General features: G+C 66.4%; 18 protein-coding genes and 1 pseudogene. 6 read left to right on the top strand and 13 right to left on the bottom strand.

Going from position 1 to position 20971, the window contains the following annotated elements; all coding sequences use genetic code 11:
- Positions 1–145: 145 nt before the first annotated feature.
- Positions 146–802, bottom strand: coding sequence for a CGNR zinc finger domain-containing protein (locus Q2941_RS03720; RefSeq protein WP_458191681.1), 657 nt, complete (start codon positions 800–802; stop codon positions 146–148).
- Between the two features lie 190 nt (positions 803–992).
- Between Q2941_RS03720 and Q2941_RS03715 the strand changes: the two genes are divergently transcribed.
- Positions 993–2156: a branched-chain amino acid ABC transporter substrate-binding protein gene (locus Q2941_RS03715; RefSeq protein ID WP_458191680.1), complete on the top strand. Its 1164-nt coding sequence runs from the start codon at positions 993–995 to the stop codon at positions 2154–2156.
- A 167-nt stretch (positions 2157–2323) separates the two neighbouring features.
- Here the strand turns inward: Q2941_RS03715 and Q2941_RS03710 are convergent, their stop codons facing one another.
- The 3 genes and pseudogenes from Q2941_RS03710 to Q2941_RS03700 all read right to left on the bottom strand — a co-directional run bounded on the left by Q2941_RS03710 (position 2324) and on the right by Q2941_RS03700 (position 6815).
- Entirely contained in the window at positions 2324–4558 is a 2235-nt protein-coding gene (locus tag Q2941_RS03710) for a PAS domain-containing hybrid sensor histidine kinase/response regulator (protein WP_458191679.1), read from the bottom strand.
- Between the two features lie 128 nt (positions 4559–4686).
- On the bottom strand, positions 4687–5154 hold the full coding sequence (locus Q2941_RS03705) for a hypothetical protein (protein ID WP_458191678.1): 468 nt from the start codon (positions 5152–5154) through the stop codon (positions 4687–4689).
- 123 nt (positions 5155–5277) lie between these two features.
- A pseudogene (locus Q2941_RS03700) lies at positions 5278–6815 on the bottom strand (YifB family Mg chelatase-like AAA ATPase).
- Positions 6816–7046: 231 nt separating this feature from the next.
- Between Q2941_RS03700 and Q2941_RS03695 the strand changes: the two are divergent.
- Both Q2941_RS03695 and Q2941_RS03690 read left to right on the top strand, forming a co-directional pair.
- Positions 7047–7292, top strand: coding sequence for a PilZ domain-containing protein (locus Q2941_RS03695; RefSeq protein WP_027525131.1), 246 nt, complete (start codon positions 7047–7049; stop codon positions 7290–7292).
- 190 nt (positions 7293–7482) lie between these two features.
- Positions 7483–8250 carry a tetratricopeptide repeat protein gene (locus Q2941_RS03690; RefSeq protein WP_458191677.1) on the top strand — a complete coding sequence of 256 codons (768 nt, stop codon included), beginning with the start codon at positions 7483–7485 and terminating at the stop codon, positions 8248–8250.
- A 126-nt stretch (positions 8251–8376) separates the two neighbouring features.
- Here the strand turns inward: Q2941_RS03690 and Q2941_RS03685 are convergent, their stop codons facing one another.
- The 6 genes from Q2941_RS03685 to rsmI form a co-directional block, all read right to left on the bottom strand.
- On the bottom strand, positions 8377–9666 hold the full coding sequence (locus Q2941_RS03685; RefSeq protein WP_458191676.1) for a CpaE/TadZ family protein: 1290 nt from the start codon (positions 9664–9666) through the stop codon (positions 8377–8379).
- Positions 9667–9668: 2 nt separating this feature from the next.
- Positions 9669–10403 carry a CpaD family pilus assembly protein gene (locus Q2941_RS03680; protein WP_458191675.1) on the bottom strand — a complete coding sequence of 245 codons (735 nt, stop codon included), beginning with the start codon at positions 10401–10403 and terminating at the stop codon, positions 9669–9671.
- 35 nt (positions 10404–10438) lie between these two features.
- A complete protein-coding gene (locus Q2941_RS03675; RefSeq protein ID WP_371932996.1) occupies positions 10439–11878 on the bottom strand; it encodes a type II and III secretion system protein family protein in 1440 nt (479 codons plus the stop codon).
- A gap of 553 nt (positions 11879–12431) precedes the next feature.
- Complete coding sequence (gene gshB, locus Q2941_RS03670; protein WP_027525136.1) at positions 12432–13376, bottom strand: glutathione synthase; 945 nt, start codon at positions 13374–13376, stop codon at positions 12432–12434.
- Positions 13377–13386: 10 nt separating this feature from the next.
- Positions 13387–13794 carry a YraN family protein gene (locus Q2941_RS03665; RefSeq protein WP_458191674.1) on the bottom strand — a complete coding sequence of 136 codons (408 nt, stop codon included), beginning with the start codon at positions 13792–13794 and terminating at the stop codon, positions 13387–13389.
- The gene (gene rsmI / locus Q2941_RS03660) at positions 13781–14746 is read right to left on the bottom strand and encodes a 16S rRNA (cytidine(1402)-2'-O)-methyltransferase (RefSeq protein ID WP_254109706.1); all 966 of its coding nucleotides are present in this window, start codon (positions 14744–14746) and stop codon (positions 13781–13783) included. The genes Q2941_RS03665 and rsmI overlap by 14 nt, the downstream gene beginning before the upstream one ends.
- 240 nt (positions 14747–14986) lie before the next feature.
- Between rsmI and Q2941_RS03655 the strand changes: the two genes are divergently transcribed.
- Positions 14987–16216 (top strand): penicillin-binding protein activator, encoded by a 1230-nt coding sequence (locus tag Q2941_RS03655; RefSeq protein ID WP_027525139.1) that lies wholly within the window; start codon positions 14987–14989, stop codon positions 16214–16216.
- Between the two features lie 151 nt (positions 16217–16367).
- Here Q2941_RS03655 and hemW read toward each other — a convergent pair whose 3' ends face one another.
- The 3 genes from hemW to rph are packed head-to-tail and all read right to left on the bottom strand — an operon-like array spanning position 16368 to position 18871.
- Positions 16368–17525, bottom strand: a complete 1158-nt coding sequence (gene hemW / locus Q2941_RS03650) for a radical SAM family heme chaperone HemW (RefSeq protein ID WP_027525140.1) — start codon at positions 17523–17525, stop codon at positions 16368–16370.
- Positions 17512–18147: an RdgB/HAM1 family non-canonical purine NTP pyrophosphatase gene (gene rdgB / locus Q2941_RS03645; protein WP_027525141.1), complete on the bottom strand. Its 636-nt coding sequence runs from the start codon at positions 18145–18147 to the stop codon at positions 17512–17514. The genes hemW and rdgB overlap by 14 nt, the downstream gene beginning before the upstream one ends.
- 10 nt (positions 18148–18157) lie before the next feature.
- Positions 18158–18871: a ribonuclease PH gene (rph, locus tag Q2941_RS03640; RefSeq protein WP_027525142.1), complete on the bottom strand. Its 714-nt coding sequence runs from the start codon at positions 18869–18871 to the stop codon at positions 18158–18160.
- Positions 18872–19055: 184 nt separating this feature from the next.
- On the opposite strand from rph, the gene hrcA reads away from it, so the two are divergent.
- Together hrcA and grpE are read left to right on the top strand one after the other, a co-directional pair.
- Positions 19056–20144 carry a heat-inducible transcriptional repressor HrcA gene (gene hrcA / locus Q2941_RS03635; RefSeq protein ID WP_027525143.1) on the top strand — a complete coding sequence of 363 codons (1089 nt, stop codon included), beginning with the start codon at positions 19056–19058 and terminating at the stop codon, positions 20142–20144.
- Positions 20145–20243: 99 nt separating this feature from the next.
- Complete coding sequence (gene grpE / locus Q2941_RS03630; protein ID WP_027525144.1) at positions 20244–20858, top strand: nucleotide exchange factor GrpE; 615 nt, start codon at positions 20244–20246, stop codon at positions 20856–20858.
- Positions 20859–20971 lie beyond the last annotated feature (113 nt).

The raw sequence follows: 20971 nt of genomic DNA, 5'->3' as shown, positions 1-20971 counted from the left end.
CCGCGTGCCAAATTCTGAATCCCTACAGATACTTGATTCTCACACCTAAGCCGCCGCGACCAACTGACTCAGTAGTACTAACCCGCCCTACGATCCGCGCTGCTGGCACGACTGCGTCGACTGTGGCTACACCGCCAGATGCCGATCAGCCCTTTCGCGCCTGTTTCTGTCTGTCGCGGGCGGCGCGCACCTTGGCGCGGTTGCCGCAGACGCGCATTTCGCACCAGCGGCGGCGGTTGTTCTTGGTGGTGTCGAAGAACAGCCAGCCGCATTCCTGGCCGGCGCAGCGCCTGGTGCGCAAGAGGTCCTTCTCCATCAGAAGCGTCAACGCGGACAGCGTGATGGGGCCGAGGATCGCAGCTTCGATGTCGCGGCGCGGATCAAACACCCAGATGTAGCTGCCCATGCGCATCCTCATCTCGGCGTGGCGCAGGTGTTCCGCGTGGGCGGCTGACAAGAGATCGAGGGGCCTCGCCGGGACCGGCCGCTGCTCGGCGAGCGCGGTGCCGATCGTCCAGATCAGCTCGCGCAGCTCGATTGCGCGCGCAAAGGCTTGGCGCGCGCGGCGCGGATGGCCTGACAGCTGGGCACGGATGTAGGCGCAATCGGACGGCGCCATGACGCGGGCGTGTTCGACCCACTGCATCAGCGTGTCGAAATCCCGCAGGTGCTCCTGGTGCGCGGCAGAGCCGCGCGCCGACGACGTGTTGGTGAAATCCCACGCCAGTTCGCCGCCGACGAGATCGAGGCTGCTGGCGCGCGAGGGTGGAAGCACGGTCTTGGTCCGCGGGATGGTGCTCATGTGTAACCATCAAACTGCACAAGGAAGCTCGCCGTGGCGTGCCGGCCGCCCTGCCCCGTGATGAAACCGCTCCATCTCAGGCGTTTTCGCAGGCCGGCGCAAGGGAAAAGCTGTAACCATCTATCGATTGTTGACTGGCGACGGGGTGCGTGACAGCCTGATACCTCTAAAACGATCTTTGGAGGTTACCATGACCTGTCGTCGCGGCGCTCTCCCCCTGCTCGTGTCCGTTCTGGCTCTTGCGGTTGCGGGCTCGTCCGCGGCGCAACTGGCCGGCAAGGACGTCAAGATCGGCATCGGCGGTCCGTTGACCACGACCTCGGCCGGTTTTGGTGTCGAGATGAAACAGGCGGTGGACCTCGCGGTCGACGAGCGCAACGCGGCGGGCGGCGTCGCCGGCGCCAAGGTTGTTGCGACGGCGATCGACGACAAGGCCGACCCCGAGACTGGAAGGGCCGTCGCCAAGGCGTTTTGCGATGATCCGGCCATTTTGGGCGTGGTCGGCCACGTCAACAGCGGCGTCGCCATTGCCACCGGCCAGATCTATGCGGACTGCTCGCTTGCGGTGATCACGCCGATGGCGTCGAACCCGAAAGTGACGGAGAGCGGCTTTGCCACCGTCTTCCGCCTGACCAACCGCGACGACCGCAAGGGGCCGGGGCTGGCACGCTACCTGATGGAGAAGCTGGGCAAGAAGCGCGCGCTCGTGGTCGACGACGGGACGTCCTACGGCGTTGGCCTCGCCGACCAGTTCGTTGTGGGCTTTGGCGCCGGCGGCACCGTGGTCGCGCGCAAATCGGTCAAGGTCGGCGAAAAGGATTTTGCCGATTTCGTCAAATCGTGGCCTGGGGATTTCGACGTCCTGTTCTTTGCCGGCATTCGCGAAGGCGCGCTGATCCTCAAGGAGATGCGTGCGCAGGGCTTGACCCAGCTGTTCACCTGCGGCGACGGATGCTGGGACACCAAGGCCTTCATCCAGGCCGCCGAAGGCGCGGCGACGACGGCCGAAGGCGTTCGCATTCTCTCCGCGGCGCCCGCGATCGGCACCGTGCCCGGCTCGTCCGAGTTCGGCGCCAGCTACACGGCGAAGTACGGCCCCATCAACAACTATGCCGCGAGCTCCTATGATTCAGCGCGGGTGTTGATGGCCGCGATCACGGAAGCCGCCAAGGCGAAGGAAGGCCTGCCAACGCGTGCCGACGTCGTGGCGGCGCTGCGAAAATTGACCTTCCAGGGCATCGCCTATGCCAAGCCGGTGCAATGGACCGAGAAGGGCGACAACAAATCGGCCGTCATTTTCGTCAACGTGGTCGAGGGCGACCATTTCAAGCAGGTCGACCAGATCGGCGAGTGAGGCTTTGCCGGGTCTTGCGCAAAGCGCGCACCGATGACAGCTGCGGTAAGGTATACCGCTCCCACATCGTCATTGCGAGCGAAGCGAAGCAATCCAGAATCCCTCCGCGGAACGATTCTGGATTGCTTCGTCGCTTCGCTCCTCGCAATGACGACGGAGAAATACGGTCACACCGCCAGATGCCGTGACGCTGCCAGGCCGGCGAGCGCCTCCTCCAGCTTCTCGCGGTCGAGCGGCTTGATCAAGAAGCCGTCCATGCCGGCTTCGAAACAGGCGTAGCGATCTTCCACCAGCGTGTTCGCGGTCAGCGCCAGGATGGGCGTGCGGCGACCGCCCTCGCCTGCTTCATGCGTGCGGATGCGCATCGCCGCTTCGATGCCGTCGAGCTGCGGCATCTGGATGTCCATCAGCACGAGATGATACGGCGTGCCCGCGGATTTCGCCGCGAGCCAGGATTCCAGCGCCGCTTCGCCATGGGTTGCGATCACGACGCGATGCCCAAGCCGCGTCAGCAGCGATCGCATCAACAGCGCGTTGATCTCGTTGTCCTCAGCGACCAGGATTGACAGACCCTTTGTCACAGCAGACGGCGTGACGGACGCCTCCGCCGGCGGCTCCGGCGCGAGCTCGGGCGAGGCGACTTCCGGCGCCAGCGACAGGCGCGCGGCGAGCGAGGCGGCGCGCAGTGGCTTCACCAGATAACCCGTGAAGGCCGGTGATAACGGTTCGTGCCGCGTGGCCGGCGTCAGCAGCACCAGCCGTTGCACGGCATGACTACGGGCCGCATCGCCAAGCCGCGCCGCCACCTCCGGACCGAGCGCGCGATCGATCAGCACTGCATGCCAGGAGCGCTCTGGCAGTAGCGCCAGCGCGACGTCGACGTCCGAGACCGTGCAGGTCTGGCCGCCCCAGCGCACCAGCCGCCGCGCGATCAGCGAAGCCTCGATGCCCTGGGCTGCGATCAGCAGGATCGATTTACCTGTGAGGTCGGGACTCGGAAACGTGGTTTGTCCCGTGCTGGCTTGGGCCGGCGCGAGCGAAATCGAGACTTCGAAAGTCGAGCCCCTGCCCGGCTCGCTCTCCAGCGTGATCCGGCCGCCCATGCGCTTGACGATGCGCTCGCTGATCGCAAGGCCAAGCCCGGTGCCGCCATAGGTGCGCGCGACGCGCTCGTCGGCCTGCTCGAATTCGCGGAAGATGCGCGACTGCGCTTCGGGCGCAATTCCGATGCCGGTGTCGCGCACCAGGAAGCTGATCTCGTTCGGCCACAGGCCGGGCTCGACGATCAGCGCGACGCCGCCATGCGCGGTGAACTTGATGGCATTGCCGGCGAGATTGAGCAGCACCTGGCGCAGCCGCGCGGCATCGCCGACGACGTCGAGCGGCAGGCGCTCGTCGACATAGGCCGCGATCTCGAGGTTTTTTGCCTGCGCGCGCGGCGCGAGCAGCTCGGTAATCTCCTCGACCAGGGTCGACAGCGCGAAGGGACGCTGCTCGAGGTCGAGCTTGCCGGCCTCGATCTTTGAATAGTCGAGCAGCTCCTCGATCAGCGCGGTCAGCGCTTCGCCCGAGGTTTTCACGGCCCGCGCGTAGGTCGTCTGCTCCGGCGTCAGCGTGGTGTCGAGCAGCAGGCTGCTCATGCCGATGATGCCGTTGAGCGGCGTGCGGATCTCGTGGCTCGCCATGGCGAGGAAGCGCGACTTGGCGCGATTGGCTGCGTCAGCCTGGTCGCGGGCCTCGGAGAGAGCGCGTTCGGTCTCGGTGCGGTCGGTGACGTCGCGGCCGACGCTCTGGAGCTCGGCCGGCTGACCGGCATCCAGCCGCACGAAGCCCTCGCGCCAGGCGATCCAGCGGGCGCCGATTGGCGTTGCGATTCTCTGGTCGTGGACGCGTGTGCCGTTGCTTTCGAGCGCGCTGTCGCCCTGCTCCAGCACGTCGAAATCAAAGCGCGTGCCGATCAAGGCGCTGCGCGCCTGCCCGGCAAGCTCGCAATAGGCGTCATTGGCAAAGGTGATGCGTCCCTCGTGGTCGCGGAGCACGATCAGATCGCTCTGCGATTCGAAGAGGCTGCGCGCGCGCTCTTCAGCTTCCTTCAGCTCCCAGTTGCGATCGACCAGCGCCTCGTTATGCGTCGCGAGCGTGCGCAGCCGCTTGTTGACGAAGCGCAGCCGCATGCTGAGCGTGGCGAGCCCAAGGCAGGCGAGGGCGAACAGGAAGCTCGCGCCGATCGCAAAGGCGTTGGGATCGTAGCCGGACTTTTCGGCCCGGCTGCCGGCGATGAAGCCGTAGGCGCCGCCGAACGTCGCCGAAAAGATCATGAAGGAGCGGATCGCGAAGGCGACCCTGGGATGGCGGCGCCTGAAGCGGCGCATGCGCACTTTGATCCGGAACGACCGACCCATCGCCAAAGATCCTCAACTCCGCCTAAGATTTCTTTTGCCCGCCCTCGGTGACGATGTGTCGTCCGACCTTGCGAACAGTTTGAGGTTTTGCGGTCGGCTTGAAACAAGGTTGATGAGACGTTAACGCCTCAGAGCGAGGCAGCCTGCAGATGGCGGTGCGCGCCGGCAGCACCGACGATCAGGGCTGCGGCATCGCGGGCCGAGAACGTCTTCGACCGCACATAGATGCGGTAGTCCGCCGGGCCCTCGCTGGAGAGATAGATGACCGGGGCTTCGCTGCTGGGGTGCGCGGAGATCGCGACGAGGCGCGTTGCTGCGCTGGCCTGGCACGCGTCCGTTTCCGAGGTGGGCCCGTCGTCGACGAGGACGAAATCCGCAACCTCAGCGGTCTCGGTGATCAGTACGCGGACGGTGGCGCGGGTGGGGTCGTCGGTGAAGGCAACGTGAAGGCCGGCAGCCCAGGGAACCGATGCGAGCTCGACCGGAGTCTCGCCGACGGCGATGCAGGGATGCGACGCCGATCCGGGGCCGCCACGCACGAACACCGCCGCCGCCATCAGGGGAACAACCGAAGCCAGGATCTTGAAACGCAACATGACACTCTACTCGCCCAAGGACTCCCCCAAAGGCCCAGAGAAACGGCCGTGATGAACGCGTGGGCCTTATGGTTTGCAGAGCGTAAAGGAAACTCGTTACCGCCGGGTTGATACGGATGGTCGTCACGCCAGCTGGCGCACATCCTCCGCGAGTGCGCGGTAGGAGAGGGCCTCGGCGAGATGCAGCCGGCCGATCGTCTCAGTGTTGTCGAGGTCGGCCAGCGTGCGCGCCACCCGCAGCACGCGGTGATAGCCGCGCGCCGACAGCCGCATGGTCTCGACGGCATCGCGCAAGAGCTTCTGGCCCTGCGCGTCGGGCTTTGCGATTTCTTCCAGCACAGCGGCCGGCGCCTCGGCATTGGTACGCACATTCGGCAATCCCGCGGCCTGATAACGCGCGAGCTGAATGCCACGCGCAGCGGCGACGCGCGCGGCGACTTCGGCGGAGCCTTCCGCCGGCGGCGGCAGGATCAGGTCGGCCGCCGTCACCGCCGGCACCTCGATGCGCAGATCGATGCGGTCCATCAGGGGACCGGAGATGCGCGCCTGGTAGTCCGCCGTGCAGCGATCGATGCGACCGCGCTTGCAGGCGTAGCCGGGCTCGAACGCGTTGCCGCAGCGGCACGGATTCATCGCCGCGACCAGCATGAAGCGGGCAGGGTAGGTGACGCGGTGATTGGCGCGCGACACCGAGACCTCGCCGTTCTCCAGCGGCTGGCGCAGCGAATCCAGCACGCGCGGATCGAACTCCGGAAGCTCGTCGAGAAACAGCACGCCCTGATGCGCGAGCGAGATCTCGCCGGGTTTTGCCCGCATGCCGCCGCCGGTCAGCGCGGCCATGCTGGCGGAATGATGCGGCGAGCGGAACGGCCGCCGCGAGGTCAGCGCGCCGCCTTGGATTTCGCCGGCGACCGAGGCGATCATCGAGACTTCCAGAAGTTCGCCCGGCGACAGCGGCGGCAGGATCGAGGGCAGGCGCGCGGCCAGCATCGACTTGCCGGCGCCCGGTGCGCCGATCATCAGCAGATGATGTCCGCCGGCCGCCGCGATCTCCAGCGCGCGCTTGGCGCTTTCCTGGCCCTTGATGTCGCGCAGGTCGAGCGGGGAGGCGGCCGCCTCATGCACCTTCGGCGAAGGCCGCGACAGCACCTCGTGCCCTTGAAGTGGTTGGCGATCTGGATCAGCGAGCTGGCGGCGATGATCTGAATGTCCGGGCTCGCCCAGGCCGCTTCCGAGCCGCAGGCCGCCGGACAGATCAGCCCTTCCTCGCGGGCATTGGCGCCGATCGCGGCCGGCAGCACGCCGGCGACTGGCGCGATCGAGCCGTCGAGGCCGAGCTCGCCGAGCACCGTGAAGCCGGTGAGGGCATCCGGCGGGATGGCACCGATCGCCGCCATCAGCCCGAGCGCAATCGGCAGGTCGTAATGGCTGCCTTCCTTCGGCAGATCGGCCGGCGCCAGATTGACGATGATCCGCCGCGCCGGCAGCGCCAGCCCCGAGGCGATCAGCGCCGAGCGCACCCGTTCGCGCGCCTCCGAAACCGCCTTGTCCGGAAGACCGACAATGGCAAAGGCTGGCAGGCCAGGGGCGATCTGCACCTGCACGTCGACCGCACGGGCCTCGATCCCCTCAAAGGCGACGGTAGAAACCCGCTGAACCATGCTCGAACCAGCCTGCCCCTCTTGCACAATCGAGGGTAGCAGGCGGCCGTTTGTCTGGCAAGAACAAGACGGGAACATTTATCCCGCCCTCCAGGCACGTCCTAACGAGGCGTAAACGGGACGGGGACAGTAAGCCTCGAATGCGAGCCGATCCGCTCAGCACATCCCAACGAATGTTCGCTACCTGTAGAGGCGCGGGATGGGCCGTGATCTAACAAGTGAATAATCGAGATGCTTGCAAATCGCCGGAGAAGCGAACGTCGGGTGTGCAGTCGGCTTGCCAAGATACATTTTGGCGCGGGGTCGCTGCCGAGGGACTGCACGATCACGGATATTTCCGATGGCGGTGTGAAAGTGGTGGCGGAGTTCCTGGAAGTGCCGCCGCAGTTCACCATCATCTTCGCGCCGGACTATTCTCGCCAGTGCCAGCTCCGCTGGCGCATCGGCTGCGAATTCGGCGCCGAATTCATCGACTAGAGCCTGATCCGGACCCGAAGGGCCGCGTTAGCGCAAAGTGTGAAGCGGTTTTCCCTCGCGACAAACGCGGAACGCGTTTGCGCGGAGATCGTGCTCAAACAATAAGACCGCACGAGGCGACGCTCCTTAACCGGAATTTAGCGTTAATCGGGAAAGCATCTCTGATCAGTCGCCGACGGTAGATCAGAGCATGTCCCTGCGTTCGTCCCTTGTCTCTTCTCCGGCGCGATTGCTGTTCTCCGCGCTTCTCGCGCTCGGGCTTTGCGGTTGTCAGACCACCGGGCTCGAGGACGTTACTGGCGCGCTCGGCATCAGGTCGGAAACGACCCGTGAGGCCAAGCCTGATATGGACGCCTTGCGCGAGCGCTACCGGGCCACGCCAGGCGATCCCGAGATCGCGTTGCAATACGGCAAGGCGCTGCGCGAGAACGGCCAGCGCTCGCAGGCCGTCGCCGTGCTCGAGCAGGCCGTGCTCACCCACTCCAACAACAGGCCGCTGCTTGCGGCTTATGGCCGCGCTCTCGCCGACAACGGCAATTTCCAGCAGGCCTTCGATGTCCTGAGCCGCGCGCATACGCCGGAGGATCCCGACTGGCACATCCTGTCGGCGCAGGGCACGGTGCTCGATCAACTCGGCCGCAACGAGGAGGCGCAGCAATATTACGGCAGCGCCCTGAAGATCGTGCCGGACGAGCCGTCGGTGCTGTCCAATCTCGGCCTGTCCTACGTGCTCCAGAACAATCTGCCCAAGGCGGAGGAAACGCTGCGCCGCGCCTATGAGCGAGCGCCGCAGGATGCGCGCGTGCGGGCCAATCTCGCGCTCGTGGTCGCACTGGAGGGCCGCCAGGCCGAGGCCGAGGGCATCGTGAAGGCTGATCTGCCGCCGGACGAGGCCCAGGCCAAGGTCACGGCGCTAAGGCAGCTCCTCACCAAGAAGCAGCAGAGGGCGGAGAAGTAGCTGCCGCCCGCGACAGGCCAGGCTAGGGCATGATGAGTGCACCGTGTCAGCCGGCGAACTCGGATCACCTCTCCCGTAGGGAGAGGTGAGTATCGAGGCGCCGGACGGATCTGATCTTGTCAGAGCTTACGACGCCTTGCGGTGCGGCGCGGATTCGCGCTTCGGCTTGCCCTTCAGCTTCTTCAGCAGCGGCCCCAGCAATGATTGCCTCGGCTTCTTGACCTCGCCGCGACCGGCAAGCCGGTTGGCGAGGTTCTGGAACGTCTCGGCGGTGCGGTGGCTCCTGGAGACCTCGGCGATCATCTGGCCGTTATTGGCGGCCGTCGAGAACAGCTTCGAATCGAAGGGAATGACCGCGACCGGCTGGCTTTCCATGGTCTTGGCGAAGGCCTTGACCTCGATCTCCGCGCGCTTGTGCATGCCGACCTGGTTGAGGCAGTAGAGCGGCGGCCGATCGTTGGGCCGCGCGGCCTTCAGCACGCTCAGCATGTTCTTGGTGTTGCGTAAGTTGGCGAGATCAGGCTCGGCCACGATCACGATGTCGTCGGCGTTGATCAGCGCGCGGCGCGTCCAGCCCGACCATTGATGGGGCACGTCGAGCACGATGCAGGGCGTGGTCATGCGCAGCGTGTCGAAGACCGCATCGAAGGCTTCGGCGCCGAAATCATAGACGCGGTCGAGCGTGGCGGGTGCTGCCAGCAGGCTGAGACGCTCGGTGCATTTGGCGAGCAGGCGCTCCATCAGCGCGGTGTCGGGGCGCTCCTGCGTCAGCACCGCGTTGGCGATGCCCTGCACCGGATCCTGGTTGTAGTCGAGGCTCGCGGTCCCGAAGGCGAGATCGAGATCGATCACGACCGAATCGAGCGCCAGATCGCGCGCGATGGTCCAGGCGACGTTGTGCGCGATCGTGGATGCACCGACGCCGCCCTTGGCGCCGACCACCGCGATGACGCGGCCGGTGATGATGGCTTCCGAGGCCGAGAACAGGCTGCAGATCGAGCGCACCACGTCGATGGTCTCGACCGGCCCGATCACGTAGTCGTTGACGCCGCGGCGCACCAGCTCGCGATAGGGCGCCTCGTCGCTGGGATTGCCGATCACGACCACGCGGGTGCCGGGATCGCAGACGCCGGCGAGGTCGTCGAGCCCTTCGAGGATGTCGCGCGTGCCGTCGGATTCGATCACGATCACGTTCGGCGTCGGCATCGTGCTGTAGGCCTCGACCGCCGCAGCAAGCCCACCTTCCTTGACGGTCAGATGCGCCTTCGCAAGCCGGCGGTCCTGGCCGGCCGCGGTGATCGCGTCATAGGTCTGCTCGGTCTCGCAAAACGCCTGCACCGAGACCCGCGGGACCGGCGCAATGTGTTCGTCGGGGTGCTGCGGATCGTCGGCGTCGTCTTCGTAGTGGGCGCTCATTGTCATTTGCCCGTGTCGCTGAGTTTGGCCTTGTCGGCGTCGGGATAGGTCGTCGAGGTCGGCATGCCCTTGCGGTACTTTTCGAACGCGATCGCGCGCCGCTCTGCATAGGCAGGCGTTTCGGCGCGCGGCTGCTCGAGATCGGCGGGGTTGTCGATCATCGCCGCGAGGTTGCGCTGCGTCGCGCAGCCGAGGTTGAAGTACGGCCTGTTCTCGTTGTAGCCGGGGTCGAAGATCGACGGCCCGGTATCCTCCGGCCACAGCCCGCAGGGACCTGCGACCGCGGCGATCTTCGAATAGCTCAGCCGGATGGTCGGCAGCAGGGCGGCATCCTCGGGGCGATAGGGGCGCTGCACGATGCCGCGCGCGGGCACGCCGCCGGCCGCCAGCACCGAGCGGATTTGGTGGTAGGTCGCAGCCGCAGCGCGGGCGTTCTTGGTGTCGACGGGCACGTCGACCACGACGGCGCCGGTGCCTTCATGCGCCCAGTCCCGCGCGATGCCCATGACGTCGGCGCGCTGCGCTTCTGACAGGCCGCCGCGGGCCTGGCCGACGAAGATCACGATCGAGCGCTTGCCTTCCTGCACCGCGATCGGATGGCGCTGGCGATAGTCGGTCGGCACCGTCTGGGTGACGACCTCCTCGGTGGTGTTGCATGCACCGAGCATGACGGAGAGCCCCATCAGCGCGACCGCGAGGCGTAGCTTGTTGCGGCAATCGACCGGTAGTCTCGTCATCGCTTCATCCCCCTCGTGTTGAAGCTTCGTTCGTCTCAGTCGATGATGAAGCCGAAATCGCCCTGGTAGCCGGTGACGGGATCGATGTGGCGTGCGATGCCGTAGAGACGGTTCATGCGGCCGAGCAGCGCGGATTGCGAATCCGATGGCGGCGCAAATCCGTCATTGGGCCGGGACAGTTCCTTCTGCGCGACCGCGCGCACGACATAGGGCGTCACGATCACCATCAGCTCGGTTTCGTTGTTCACGTAATCCTGGCTGCGGAACAGCTGGCCAAGCACCGGGATCTGGTCGAAGCCGGGCAGGCCGTTGATCGCCTGCTTGGTCTGTTGCTGGATCAGGCCGGCCATCGCCATCGAGCCGCCCGACGGAATCTCGAGCGTGGTCTCGGCGCGGCGGGTCTGGATCGAGGGGATCGTGACGGAGCTCGTGGAGTTCGAGGAGATGTTCTGCGAGACGGTGATTGAGTTGGTATTCGACAGCTCCGAGACCTCGGTCATCACACGCAGGCTGATGCGGCCCTCGCTCAGCACCACCGGTGTGAAGTTCAGGGAGATGCCGAACTTCTTGTAGGAGATCTGCGTGGTGCAGACGTGCGTGACGGGATCGCAGGCATAGCCTCCCGGAATCGGAAATTCGCCGCCTGCGATGAAGGTTGCCGATTCGCCCGAGATCGCGGTCAGATTCGGCTCGGCCAGCGTCTTCACGACACCGGCGCTTTCCATGGCGCGGATGGTTGCGGCGACCGTGACCGAGCCCTTGGAGAGAGCGCCCAGCCCAAGCCCGTTGTTACTGACCAGCGGCCCGCCACTTACGGAGAACGGGTTGGAATTGTTGAAGCTCACGACCGCCGTGCCGGCATTCAGGCTGGCGCTGAGGTCGACGCCCATCTGCTTGATGATGTCGCGGCGCATCTCGGCGACCACGACCTTCAGCATCACCTGGTCGCGACCGCGCACGACGATGTTGTTGACGACCTTGTCGGCGCCGCCGACAAGTTTCGAGGCGACGTCGCCGGCCTGCTGCGCTTCGACCGGGCTCGACACCGAGCCGGTCAGCATGACGCCGTCACCGACGCCTTCGATCTGGACGCCCGGCATCGACTGCCGGAGCGCGGCGCGCACGCCGTTGAGGTCGCGCTTCACCGCGATGTCGTAGGAGGCGACCTGCTGGCCGTCGGCCGAAAAGAACACGACGTTGGTCTGCCCGACCGCGCCGCCGATGATATAGGCGCGCTGTGCGGAGCGGATCACGGCGTTGGCGATCTTGGGATCTGCGACCAGCACGTCCTTCACCTCGCGCGGCAGGTCGATCACCACCGACTTGCCGACGCCGAGCGCGAGGAAGCGGGTCCTGGCCGGAGCGATCGTTGCGACCGGTGACACGCCGAGATCAGGCGCCTGCACCGGGGTCTGGTCGCCGACCGGTGCGTCCGCCGCGATCGCCGGTGCTGCGGCGAGGCCCAGCATCAGCATGATCCCCATCCCGAAAGAACGCGCGCCATTCCCCCGAATGCGCACCGCGTTCCGATACTCCCCACTCATCATCCCCGGGTATCCCCATCACTTACGCGGGCACTCGAACCGCACGTGGCGGGTTCCCTCGTCGTCGATGAGTAGGCAGTAAAAGTATAAGTGGTGTTGCGAGGCCGAATCTGATCGCCGGTCACGCAGCGAGTTTTGGCTGCATGGTGAACGCCGCGTTATTCGGAATGCGAGAACTCCGTAGATTCACGCACGGGCAAAGGGGTTTTATGTCAGTGCGTGACACGACATGGTGAATGGGTAGTTAGTTCGCGACGCGAATGCCTGTAGCGACGGAGCGAGCGCTTCATCCGCAATGTCGTCCTGGCCTTCGCCGGGACGACGGAGGAGAGTGAGGCGCGAGCGTGCTTCAGCGCCGTCATTGCGAGCGCAGCGAAGCAATCCAGAATCCTTCCTCGGAGGGACCCTGGATTGCTTCGCTGCGCTCGCAATGACGTGGAGAGGACGTCGAGCCGCCGATGCGGCGCGTCCGCGGACCTTGAGGTTACTTGCTCCGCTTCTTCTCGATCACGTCCCAGATCTTCGCCGCCACGTCCGGCCCGCCGAGCCGGGAGATCGCGCGGATACCCGTGGGCGAGGTCACGTTGATCTCGGTGAGCCTGTCATTGATCACGTCGAGGCCGACGAACAGCAGGCCGCGTTCGCGCAGTGCCGGCCCGACCGTTTCGCAGATCTCGCGTTCGCGCGGGGTGAGGTCGGTTGCCTGCGCCGCGCCGCCGCGCACCATGTTGGAGCGGAGGTCGTCGGGCGCCGGGACGCGATTGACGGCACCGGCGAACTCGCCATTGACCAGGATGATGCGCTTGTCGCCGTGCTTGACCTCGGGAATGAACTGCTGGATCACCCAGGGCTCCTTGAAGGTCACCGAGAACATGTCGTAGAGCGAGCCGAAATTCATGTCCTGCGGCATCACGCGGAACACCGCGGCGCCGCCATGGCCGTGCAGGGGCTTCATGACGACGGCGCCGTGCTGCTCGCGGAAGGCGTTGATCTCGTCGAGATCGCGCGAGATCAGGGTCGGCGGCATCAGCTGCGGAAAGTTCATCACGAACAGCTTTTCCGGCGCGTTGCGTACGCTCGCGGGATCGTTGACGACCAGCGTCTTCGGATGGATGCACTCCAGGAAATGGGTCGAAGTGATGTAGGCGAGATCGAACGGTGGATCCTGGCGCAGCAGCACCACGTCAAAGCCGTTCAGCGCCTCGCGCCTGGGCTCGCCGAGGGTGAAGTGATCACCGGGCTCGTCGCGTACGGTCAGGAGCTGGACAGGCGCGACCAGCTCGTTGCCGACCTGCGACAGCTTGTCGGGTGTATAGTAGGACAGCCCGTGGCCGCGCTTCTGCGCCTCCAGAAGCAGCGCGAAAGTGGAATCGCCGCGGATGTTGATGCGGGCGATGGGGTCCATCTGGACGGCGACGTTCAGTTTCATGGGCTGCCTTTCAGGTCGAGGCGTCGAATGCCGCCAACACATGGCGTGGAAGTGACCGCGGCGCAATCAGCATGGCGTCGAATCGCAATTCAAATTCGGCATGCTCGGGATGCGCGGCGAGCCACCCCTGAGCGGCGTCGATGATGCGCTGCTGCTGGCGCGGCGTCACGGCGAAGGCGGCCTCATCGAGGCTGGCGCGGGCCTTGACCTCGACGAAGGCGATCAGATTGCGCCGGCGCGCCACGATGTCGATCTCGCCGTGCGGCGTGCGGAAGCGTCGCGCCGGAATGCGATAGCCCTTGGCGATCAGGAAGGCCGCGGCGCGGCTTTCCGCGGAAATGCCGGTCTGGAACGCGGCGACGCGTTCGGGCGCGGGGACTTTTGGCTCGGCGGGCCGGGCGCCGTCAGTCTTCGCCATCGTTGCCCCGTAAATCCTTGCGCAGATTCTTGGCGAGTTCGAGCGCGCGGGCATAGACCTCGCGACGCGGCCGGCCGGAGAGCTCGACCGCATGCGCGACCGCGTCCTTGACGCTGCTGGTCGCGAGCTGTTCGCGCAGGAGATCGTCGAGCGCATCCGGCGTCATCTCCTGCGCATCGGCTGCCGGCGGGCCGATCACCAGCACGAACTCGCCGCGGGTCTCCAGCGCGTCGGCCCGGCCGGCGAGCTCGCAGAGCGAGCTGCGCGAAATCTCCTCGTGCAGCTTCGTGAGCTCGCGGCAGATCGCGGCTTCGCGATTGCCCATGACCTCGGCGAGATCGGCCAGCGTCTCCTGCACGCGATTGCCGGAATCGAACAGCACCAGGGTCGCATCGATACGGGCGAGCTCGGTGAGGCGCTTGCGGCGTGCGGTTGATTTGGCGGGCAAGAAGCCTTCGAAGAAGAAGCGGTCGGTCGGCAGCGCGGCGACCGACAGCGCCGCCAGCACCGAGGACGGGCCGGGGAGCGCGTAGACCGCGTGGCCCGCTCTCGATACCTCGCGCACCAGCTTGAAGCCGGGATCGGAGATCAACGGCGTGCCGGCATCGGAGACCAGTGCGATCGAGCCGCCCTGGGACAGCGCCTCCAGGATCTTTGGCCGCGCCGCCTCCGCATTGTGCTCGTGATAGGGTTTGAGCTGCGCCGAGATGCCGTAGCGCTCGGTCAACCGCCGCGTGATCCGGGTGTCCTCGCAGGCAATGATGTCGACGCCGGCGAGCGTCTCGAGTGCCCGCAAGGTGATGTCGCCGAGATTGCCGATTGGGGTGGCGACGAGGTAGAGGCCCGGCGCCGCCTTGCTGGCTGAAAAGTGGTGGGTGCCAATGGCAAAACCGCGCGCAGCGGGTTCCGCCGCACCTTCAGGCGTATTTATCGGGGCGGCTTTTGCGCGCATAATGGATACTTAAAGGGAGAGACGCGCTTGCGCCATATTCGCGGCGAAAAGCCCGCGTTGGTGCAGCCCGGCAAAATCGGCGGATAGCTTGCCATGATGGAGGGGCGGCCGCGTTAAGCGGTCATTATCCTTTTGTTTTGGTTAACTATTTGTCGACAATATGCTGCAATCCGCGTCCTCCCTTGCGGAGGTGAAGTCCTGACCGGGCCTTGGATGGGCTGGTCGTTACGAAGAGCTGCCATGCCGGGCCCGCGTTACCCCAAGTCTCCCACCTCCGGGCCCGCTTCGTCGGGAGCGACCCGGCGCAGCGCGCTTGGGCTGCTATTGGGCGCGCCGCTGCTCTCGGCCTGCACCGGCGTGCAGCAGAGTCTCAGCCAGTTCTCCAATCCCTTCAGCTCCTCCTCGCAGCCGGCACCGGCCGGGCCGCAGCAGCAGGCCACCACCGCCGGCACCGGCGGGGTGAAGGTCGGCCTGATCCTGCCGCTGTCGGCCGCCGGCAATGCCGGGCTTGCTGCGCAGTCGATGCGCAACGCCGCGGAGATGGCGCTCGCCGAATTCCAGAACCCGAACGTCCAGCTCCTGATCAAGGACGACAACGGCACGCCGCAGGGCGCGCAAGGCGGCGCGCAGCAGGCGGTCGATGAAGGTGCGGAGATCATTCTGGGGCCGCTGTTCGCCCAATCCGTGCCCGCCGTCGCGCAGGTCGCGCGCACGCGCGGCATCTCGGTGATGGCGTTCTCGACCGATGCCAGCATCGCCGGCCGCGGCGTCTTCCTGTTGAGCTTCCTGCCCGAGTCGGACGTCAACCGCATCGTCGAATATTCCGCCAGCATCGGAAAGCGCTCCTTCGCGGCGCTGCTGCCGGAGAATGCCTATGGCAATGTGGTGGAGGCAGCCTTCAAGGCGGCCGTGCCGCGGCGGGGTGGACGCGTGGTTGCGTTCGAGAAATTCGGCGGCGATCGCGCCACGCCGGCGCGCAACGTCGCGCAGGCGCTCGGCAGCGCGGACGCGCTGTTCATCGCCGATGACGGCGATTCCGTCGTCGCGGTGGCCGATGCGCTGACCGCGGCGGGCGCCAACCTGCGTAACATCCAGTTGCTCGGCACCGGCCTGTGGGACAATCCGCGCGTCTATGCCAGCCAGGCACTGCAAGGCGGTCTCTACGCCGCGCCGGACCCGGCGGGCTTTCGCGCCTTCTCCGGCCGCTACCGCACGAAATATGGCGCCGAGCCGGTGCGCACGGCGACGCTCGCCTATGATGCGGTGGCGCTCGTCGCAGCGCTCGCGCGCACGCAAGGCACCACGCGCTTCTCACAGGACGTTCTCACCAACGCGTCCGGCTTCGCCGGCATCGACGGCCTGTTCCGCTTCCGTGCGGATGGGACGAACGAGCGCGGGCTCGCGGTGATGAAGGTCACAACCGGCGGCGGCGTCGCGGTCGCAGGCTCGCCAAAGAGCTTTGGGGCGTGATGGATCACCTCTCCCGCTTGCGGGAGAGGTCAGCGCGCAGCGCCGGGTGAGGGCTCTCTCCTCTTGGGGATTCCCACCGCGGCGACACCCTCTCTCCCCAACCTTCCCCCGCAAGCGGGGGAGGGAGCGCAACGCCGATGCGGTTGATACGTTAAGCCGCCAGATCCGCCACTACCGCATCGAGCACCGGAAAACCGCTGCTGGTCACGCGCAGGCGCCCCGTCGTGTCGACGGTGATCGCGCCTTCCTCGCGCAAGAGCGCGATGCGGCGGGGATCGAGCGGCCGGCCGGCGAGCGCGGCGTAGCGCTTGGGGTCGATGCCTTCGGCGAGCCGCAGCCCCATCAGCAGGAATTCGTCGGCGCGCTCCTCGCTGTTGAGGAGCTCGTCGGTGACGACGCCGTCGCCGTTGGTCTCGACCCGCATCAGCCAGGCTTCGGGACGCTTCTCGGTGGCAGTCGCGTGCCTGATGCCGTCGATGTCGAGCCGGCCGTGCGCGCCGGGACCGATGCCGGCATATTCCTCGCCCCGCCAGTAGACCAGATTGTGCCGGCACTCGGCGCCGCGACGTGCGTGATTGGAAATCTCGTAGGCGGGCAGGCCGAGCTTGTCGCAGGTCTCTTGCGTCACGTCATAGAGCGCGCGCGCGACCGCCTCGTCCGGCGTCTTCAGCTTGCCGGCCTGGTGCAGGCCGAAGAACGGCGTGCCTTCCTCGATGGTAAGCTGATAGAGCGACAAATGCTCGGCGGCTTCATCGATGGCGTGGCGAAGCTCACCCTCCCACATTGCCGGCGTCTGGTCCGGGCGGGCGTAGATCAGGTCGAACGAGTAGCGGTCGAACGAGCGGCGTGCGATGGCAACCGCATCGAGAGCCTCGCGCGCGCTGTGGAGGCGTCCGAGCATCTTCAGCGAGACATCATCGAGCGCCTGCACGCCGAGCGAGACGCGGTTGACGCCGGCTGTGCGATAGCCGGCAAAGCGCGTGGCCTCGACGCTGGTCGGGTTGGCTTCCAGCGTGACTTCGACATCGCCAGCGACGCGCCAGTGCTTGCCGATCGCGTCTAACACGGCGCCGACGGTCGCCGGCTGCATCAGGGACGGCGTGCCGCCGCCGAGGAAGATCGAGGTGACGTCACGGCCGGGCGCGCGCTCGGCGGTGGTCTCGATCTCGCGGGCGAAGGCGCGGGCAAAGCGTTCCTCGTCGATCGCGGCGTGGCGGACATGGCTGTTGAAGTCGCAATACGGACATTTCGACAGGCAGAACGGCCAGTGCACGTAGACGCCGAAGGCGCCCCTGTCAGCGCGGCTCAAGGCAGATCTCCGCAAGTTTCACGAAGGCGCGGGCGCGGTGCGAGAGGCCAAGGCCCAATGGCGGCAGGCCGTGCTTCTCGATGCTTTCCATCTCGCCAAAGGTGCGCGCGTGGCCGTCGGGCAAAAACATCGGGTCGTAGCCGAAGCCGGCGGTGCCGCGCGGCGGCCAGACCAGCGTGCCGTCGACGCGCGCCTCGACCTCGTCGAGATGATCATCGGGCCAGGCGACGCAGAGTGCGGAAACGAAATGCGCCCTGCGCTTGTCCGGCGTGGTGGCGCCGCGCTCCCTTAGCAGGCGCTCGATCTGCGCCATCGCCGCGGCAAAATCCTTTTTGGGGCCCGCCCAGCGCGCGCTGTAGATTCCCGGCGCGCCGTCGAGTGCGTCCACCACGATGCCGGAATCATCGGCGAAGGCCGGAAGCTTCATTGCCTTGGCAGCGGCGATCGCCTTGATCGCGGCATTGCTGCGAAAGTCGTTGCCGGTCTCTTCGGGCTCGTCGAGGCCAAGCTCGCCGGCCGAGACCGCCTCGACGCCGTGCGGCGCGAGCAGCTCCCGCATCTCGGCCAGCTTGCCGGGATTATGGGTCGCGATGATCAGCTTGCCTGTGATTCGCCGGTGCATGGCCTATTGACTACGCCACCGCCATTTTCTGCAAGTCCACGAGACGCGCGACACCCTTGCGGGCCAGCGCCATCAACGACAGGAACTCGCCTTCCGTGAACGGCTCGCGTTCTGCCGTTCCCTGCACCTCGATGATGCGGCCATCGCCCGTCATGACGAAATTGGCGTCGGTCTCGGCTTCGGAGTCCTCGGCATAATCGAGGTCGAGCACTGGGGTGCCGTTATAGATGCCGCAGGAGATCGCGGCGACGTTGTCGCGCAGCACGTTGGCCTTGACCATGTTGCGCGTCTTCATCCAGTTGACACAGTCGGCCAGCGCGACCCAGGCACCGGTGATCGAGGCCGTGCGCGTGCCGCCGTCGGCCTGGAGCACATCGCAATCGACCGTGATCTGGCGTTCGCCGAGCGCTTCGAGATCGACGATGGTGCGAAGCGAGCGGCCGATCAGGCGCTGGATCTCGACGGTACGGCCGCTCTGCTTGCCGGCGGAAGCCTCGCGGCGGGTACGTTCCGACGTCGCACGCGGCAGCATGCCGTATTCGGCGGTGACCCAGCCACGGCCCTGGCCCTTCAGCCACGGCGGCAGGCGGTCTTCCAGCGTGGCGGTGACCAGCACATGGGTGTCGCCGAATTTCACCAGGCAGGAGCCTTCCGCATATTTGACCACGCCGCGCTCCAGCGTCACGGGGCGCAATTCGTCGGGCGCACGGCGGCTTGGCCGCATGGGAAATCCTCCAAAACTCGCAGGGAAAAGGCTGTTCGCGGTGCTTGTAGGAGGGGGAAGGGGGCCCGGCAAGGCCTTTTCCCCCCGGGGGCGGCGAAACGCCGTCCCCACCCTGGCCAAAGACGCGCTTGTCAGGGGCCTTCCGGATGGACAAATTATGTGCATCTGAGAGGAGTTACCGTCTGTGGCCCATCACGATCCGATTCATCTGATCGCGCCGCGCGCGGGCCTCGCCCAGCTCAACGAGCGTTCCCGCGACATCTTTCGTCAAATCGTCGAGAGTTATCTGGCGACCGGCGAGCCGGTCGGCTCGCGCAATATTTCGCGCCTGATCGCGCTGCCGCTGTCGCCGGCCTCGGTGCGCAACGTCATGGCCGACCTGGAACAGCTCGGCCTGATCTATGCCCCGCATACCTCCGCCGGCCGGCTGCCGACGGAACTCGGCCTGCGCTTCTTCGTCGATGCCCTGATGCAGGTCGGCGAGCTCAACGAGGCCGAGCGGCAATCGATCCAGAGCCAGCTCACCACCGTCGGCCATGCCCAATCAGTCGAGGCGGCGCTGGAGGAGGCGTTGACGCGGCTGTCGGGCCTCACCCGCGCCGCGGCCGTGGTCTTGACGCCGAAGTCCAATGCGCGGCTGAAGCATATCGAGTTCGTCCGTCTGGAACCCGAGCGGGCGCTGGTGATCCTGGTCGGCGAGGATGGCCAGGTCGAAAACCGCGTGCTGACGCTGCCGCCCGGGGTTCCCTCCTCGGCGCTGACGGAGGCTTCCAACTTCCTCAATGCCCGTATCCGCGGCCGTACCCTCGCCGAGGCGCGGCTCGAGCTGGAAACCGCCCTTGGGCAGGCCCGCGCCGAGCTCGACCAGCTCACCCAGAAGGTGATCGCGGCGGGCATCGCGAGCTGGTCGGGCGGCGAGAACGAGGACCGCCAGCTCATCGTGCGCGGCCACGCCAATCTGCTCGAAGACCTGCATGCGCTGGAGGATCTCGAGCGGGTGCGGCTGCTGTTCGACGATCTCGAGACCAAGCGCGGCGTGATCGACCTGCTCGGGCGCGCCGAGACCGCCGAGGGCGTGCGCATCTTCATCGGCTCGGAGAACAAGCTGTTTTCGCTGTCGGGCTCCTCGACGATTATCTCGCCGTATCGGGATGCCGCCGGTCATATCGTGGGCGTTCTGGGTGTGATCGGGCCGACGCGGCTGAATTATGCCCGCGTGATCCCGACCGTGGACTATGCCGCCCGCATCGTCAGCCGCCTTCTGGGTGGCTGACGCCCGTTTTCGCCTGATCACGGGCGCTTGATTTTCGCGCTGCGAAGCACGATATCCCGGCGAGAAAAATCCCTTGAGACGAGTTCGAGAAGGCAGCCGATGACCGATCCAGACCGGCAACCCGAAGACACGACCGCGCCGACCGGCGAGCCCGTTGTGTCGAAGCCCTACATCATGCCCGACGACCCGGAGCCCGGTTCGGTCGAGATCCTGCAGAAGGAAGCGGCTGAGGCGCGCGACCGCATGCTGCGGACGCTGGCCGAGATGGAAAACCTGCGCAAGCGCACCACCAAGGAGGTCGCCGACGCCAGGCTCTACGGCATCACCGGCTTTGCGCGCGACGTGCTCGATATCGCCGACAACCTCCAGCGTGCGCTCGATGCGGTGCCGGCCGAGGCGCGTGCCAATGCCGATCCCGGCCTGACCGCGCTGATCGAGGGCGTGGAGCTCACCGAGCGCTCGCTGCTCAACGCGCTGGAAAAGCACGGCGTGAAGAAGTTCGACCCCTCGGGCCAGAAGTTCGATCCGAATTTCCAGCAGGCGATGTTCGAGGTGCCCGATCCGTCGGTGCCGTCGGGCACCGTGGTTCAGGTGGTCCAGGCCGGCTACACCATCGGCGAGCGCGTGCTGCGCCCGGCCCTCGTCGGCGTCGCCAAGGGCGGCGCGAAAGCCGCGGCCGCCGCCAACAACAACGAGTCGAACGGCGCGGCGTGAGCCGCGCTTCCCGCGTTCCCACAGACCCCGACCCTCATGGTGAGGAGGCGCGCTAGCGCCCTCTCGAACCATGAAGGCCCCCGCTGCGGCAGCTCGGCCTTCATCCTTCGAGA

Source organism: Bradyrhizobium sp. UFLA05-153 (genome assembly GCF_054185185.1).
The sequence above is the reverse complement of the archived record's forward strand: the minus strand, read 5'-3'. Positions and strand labels throughout refer to the sequence as shown.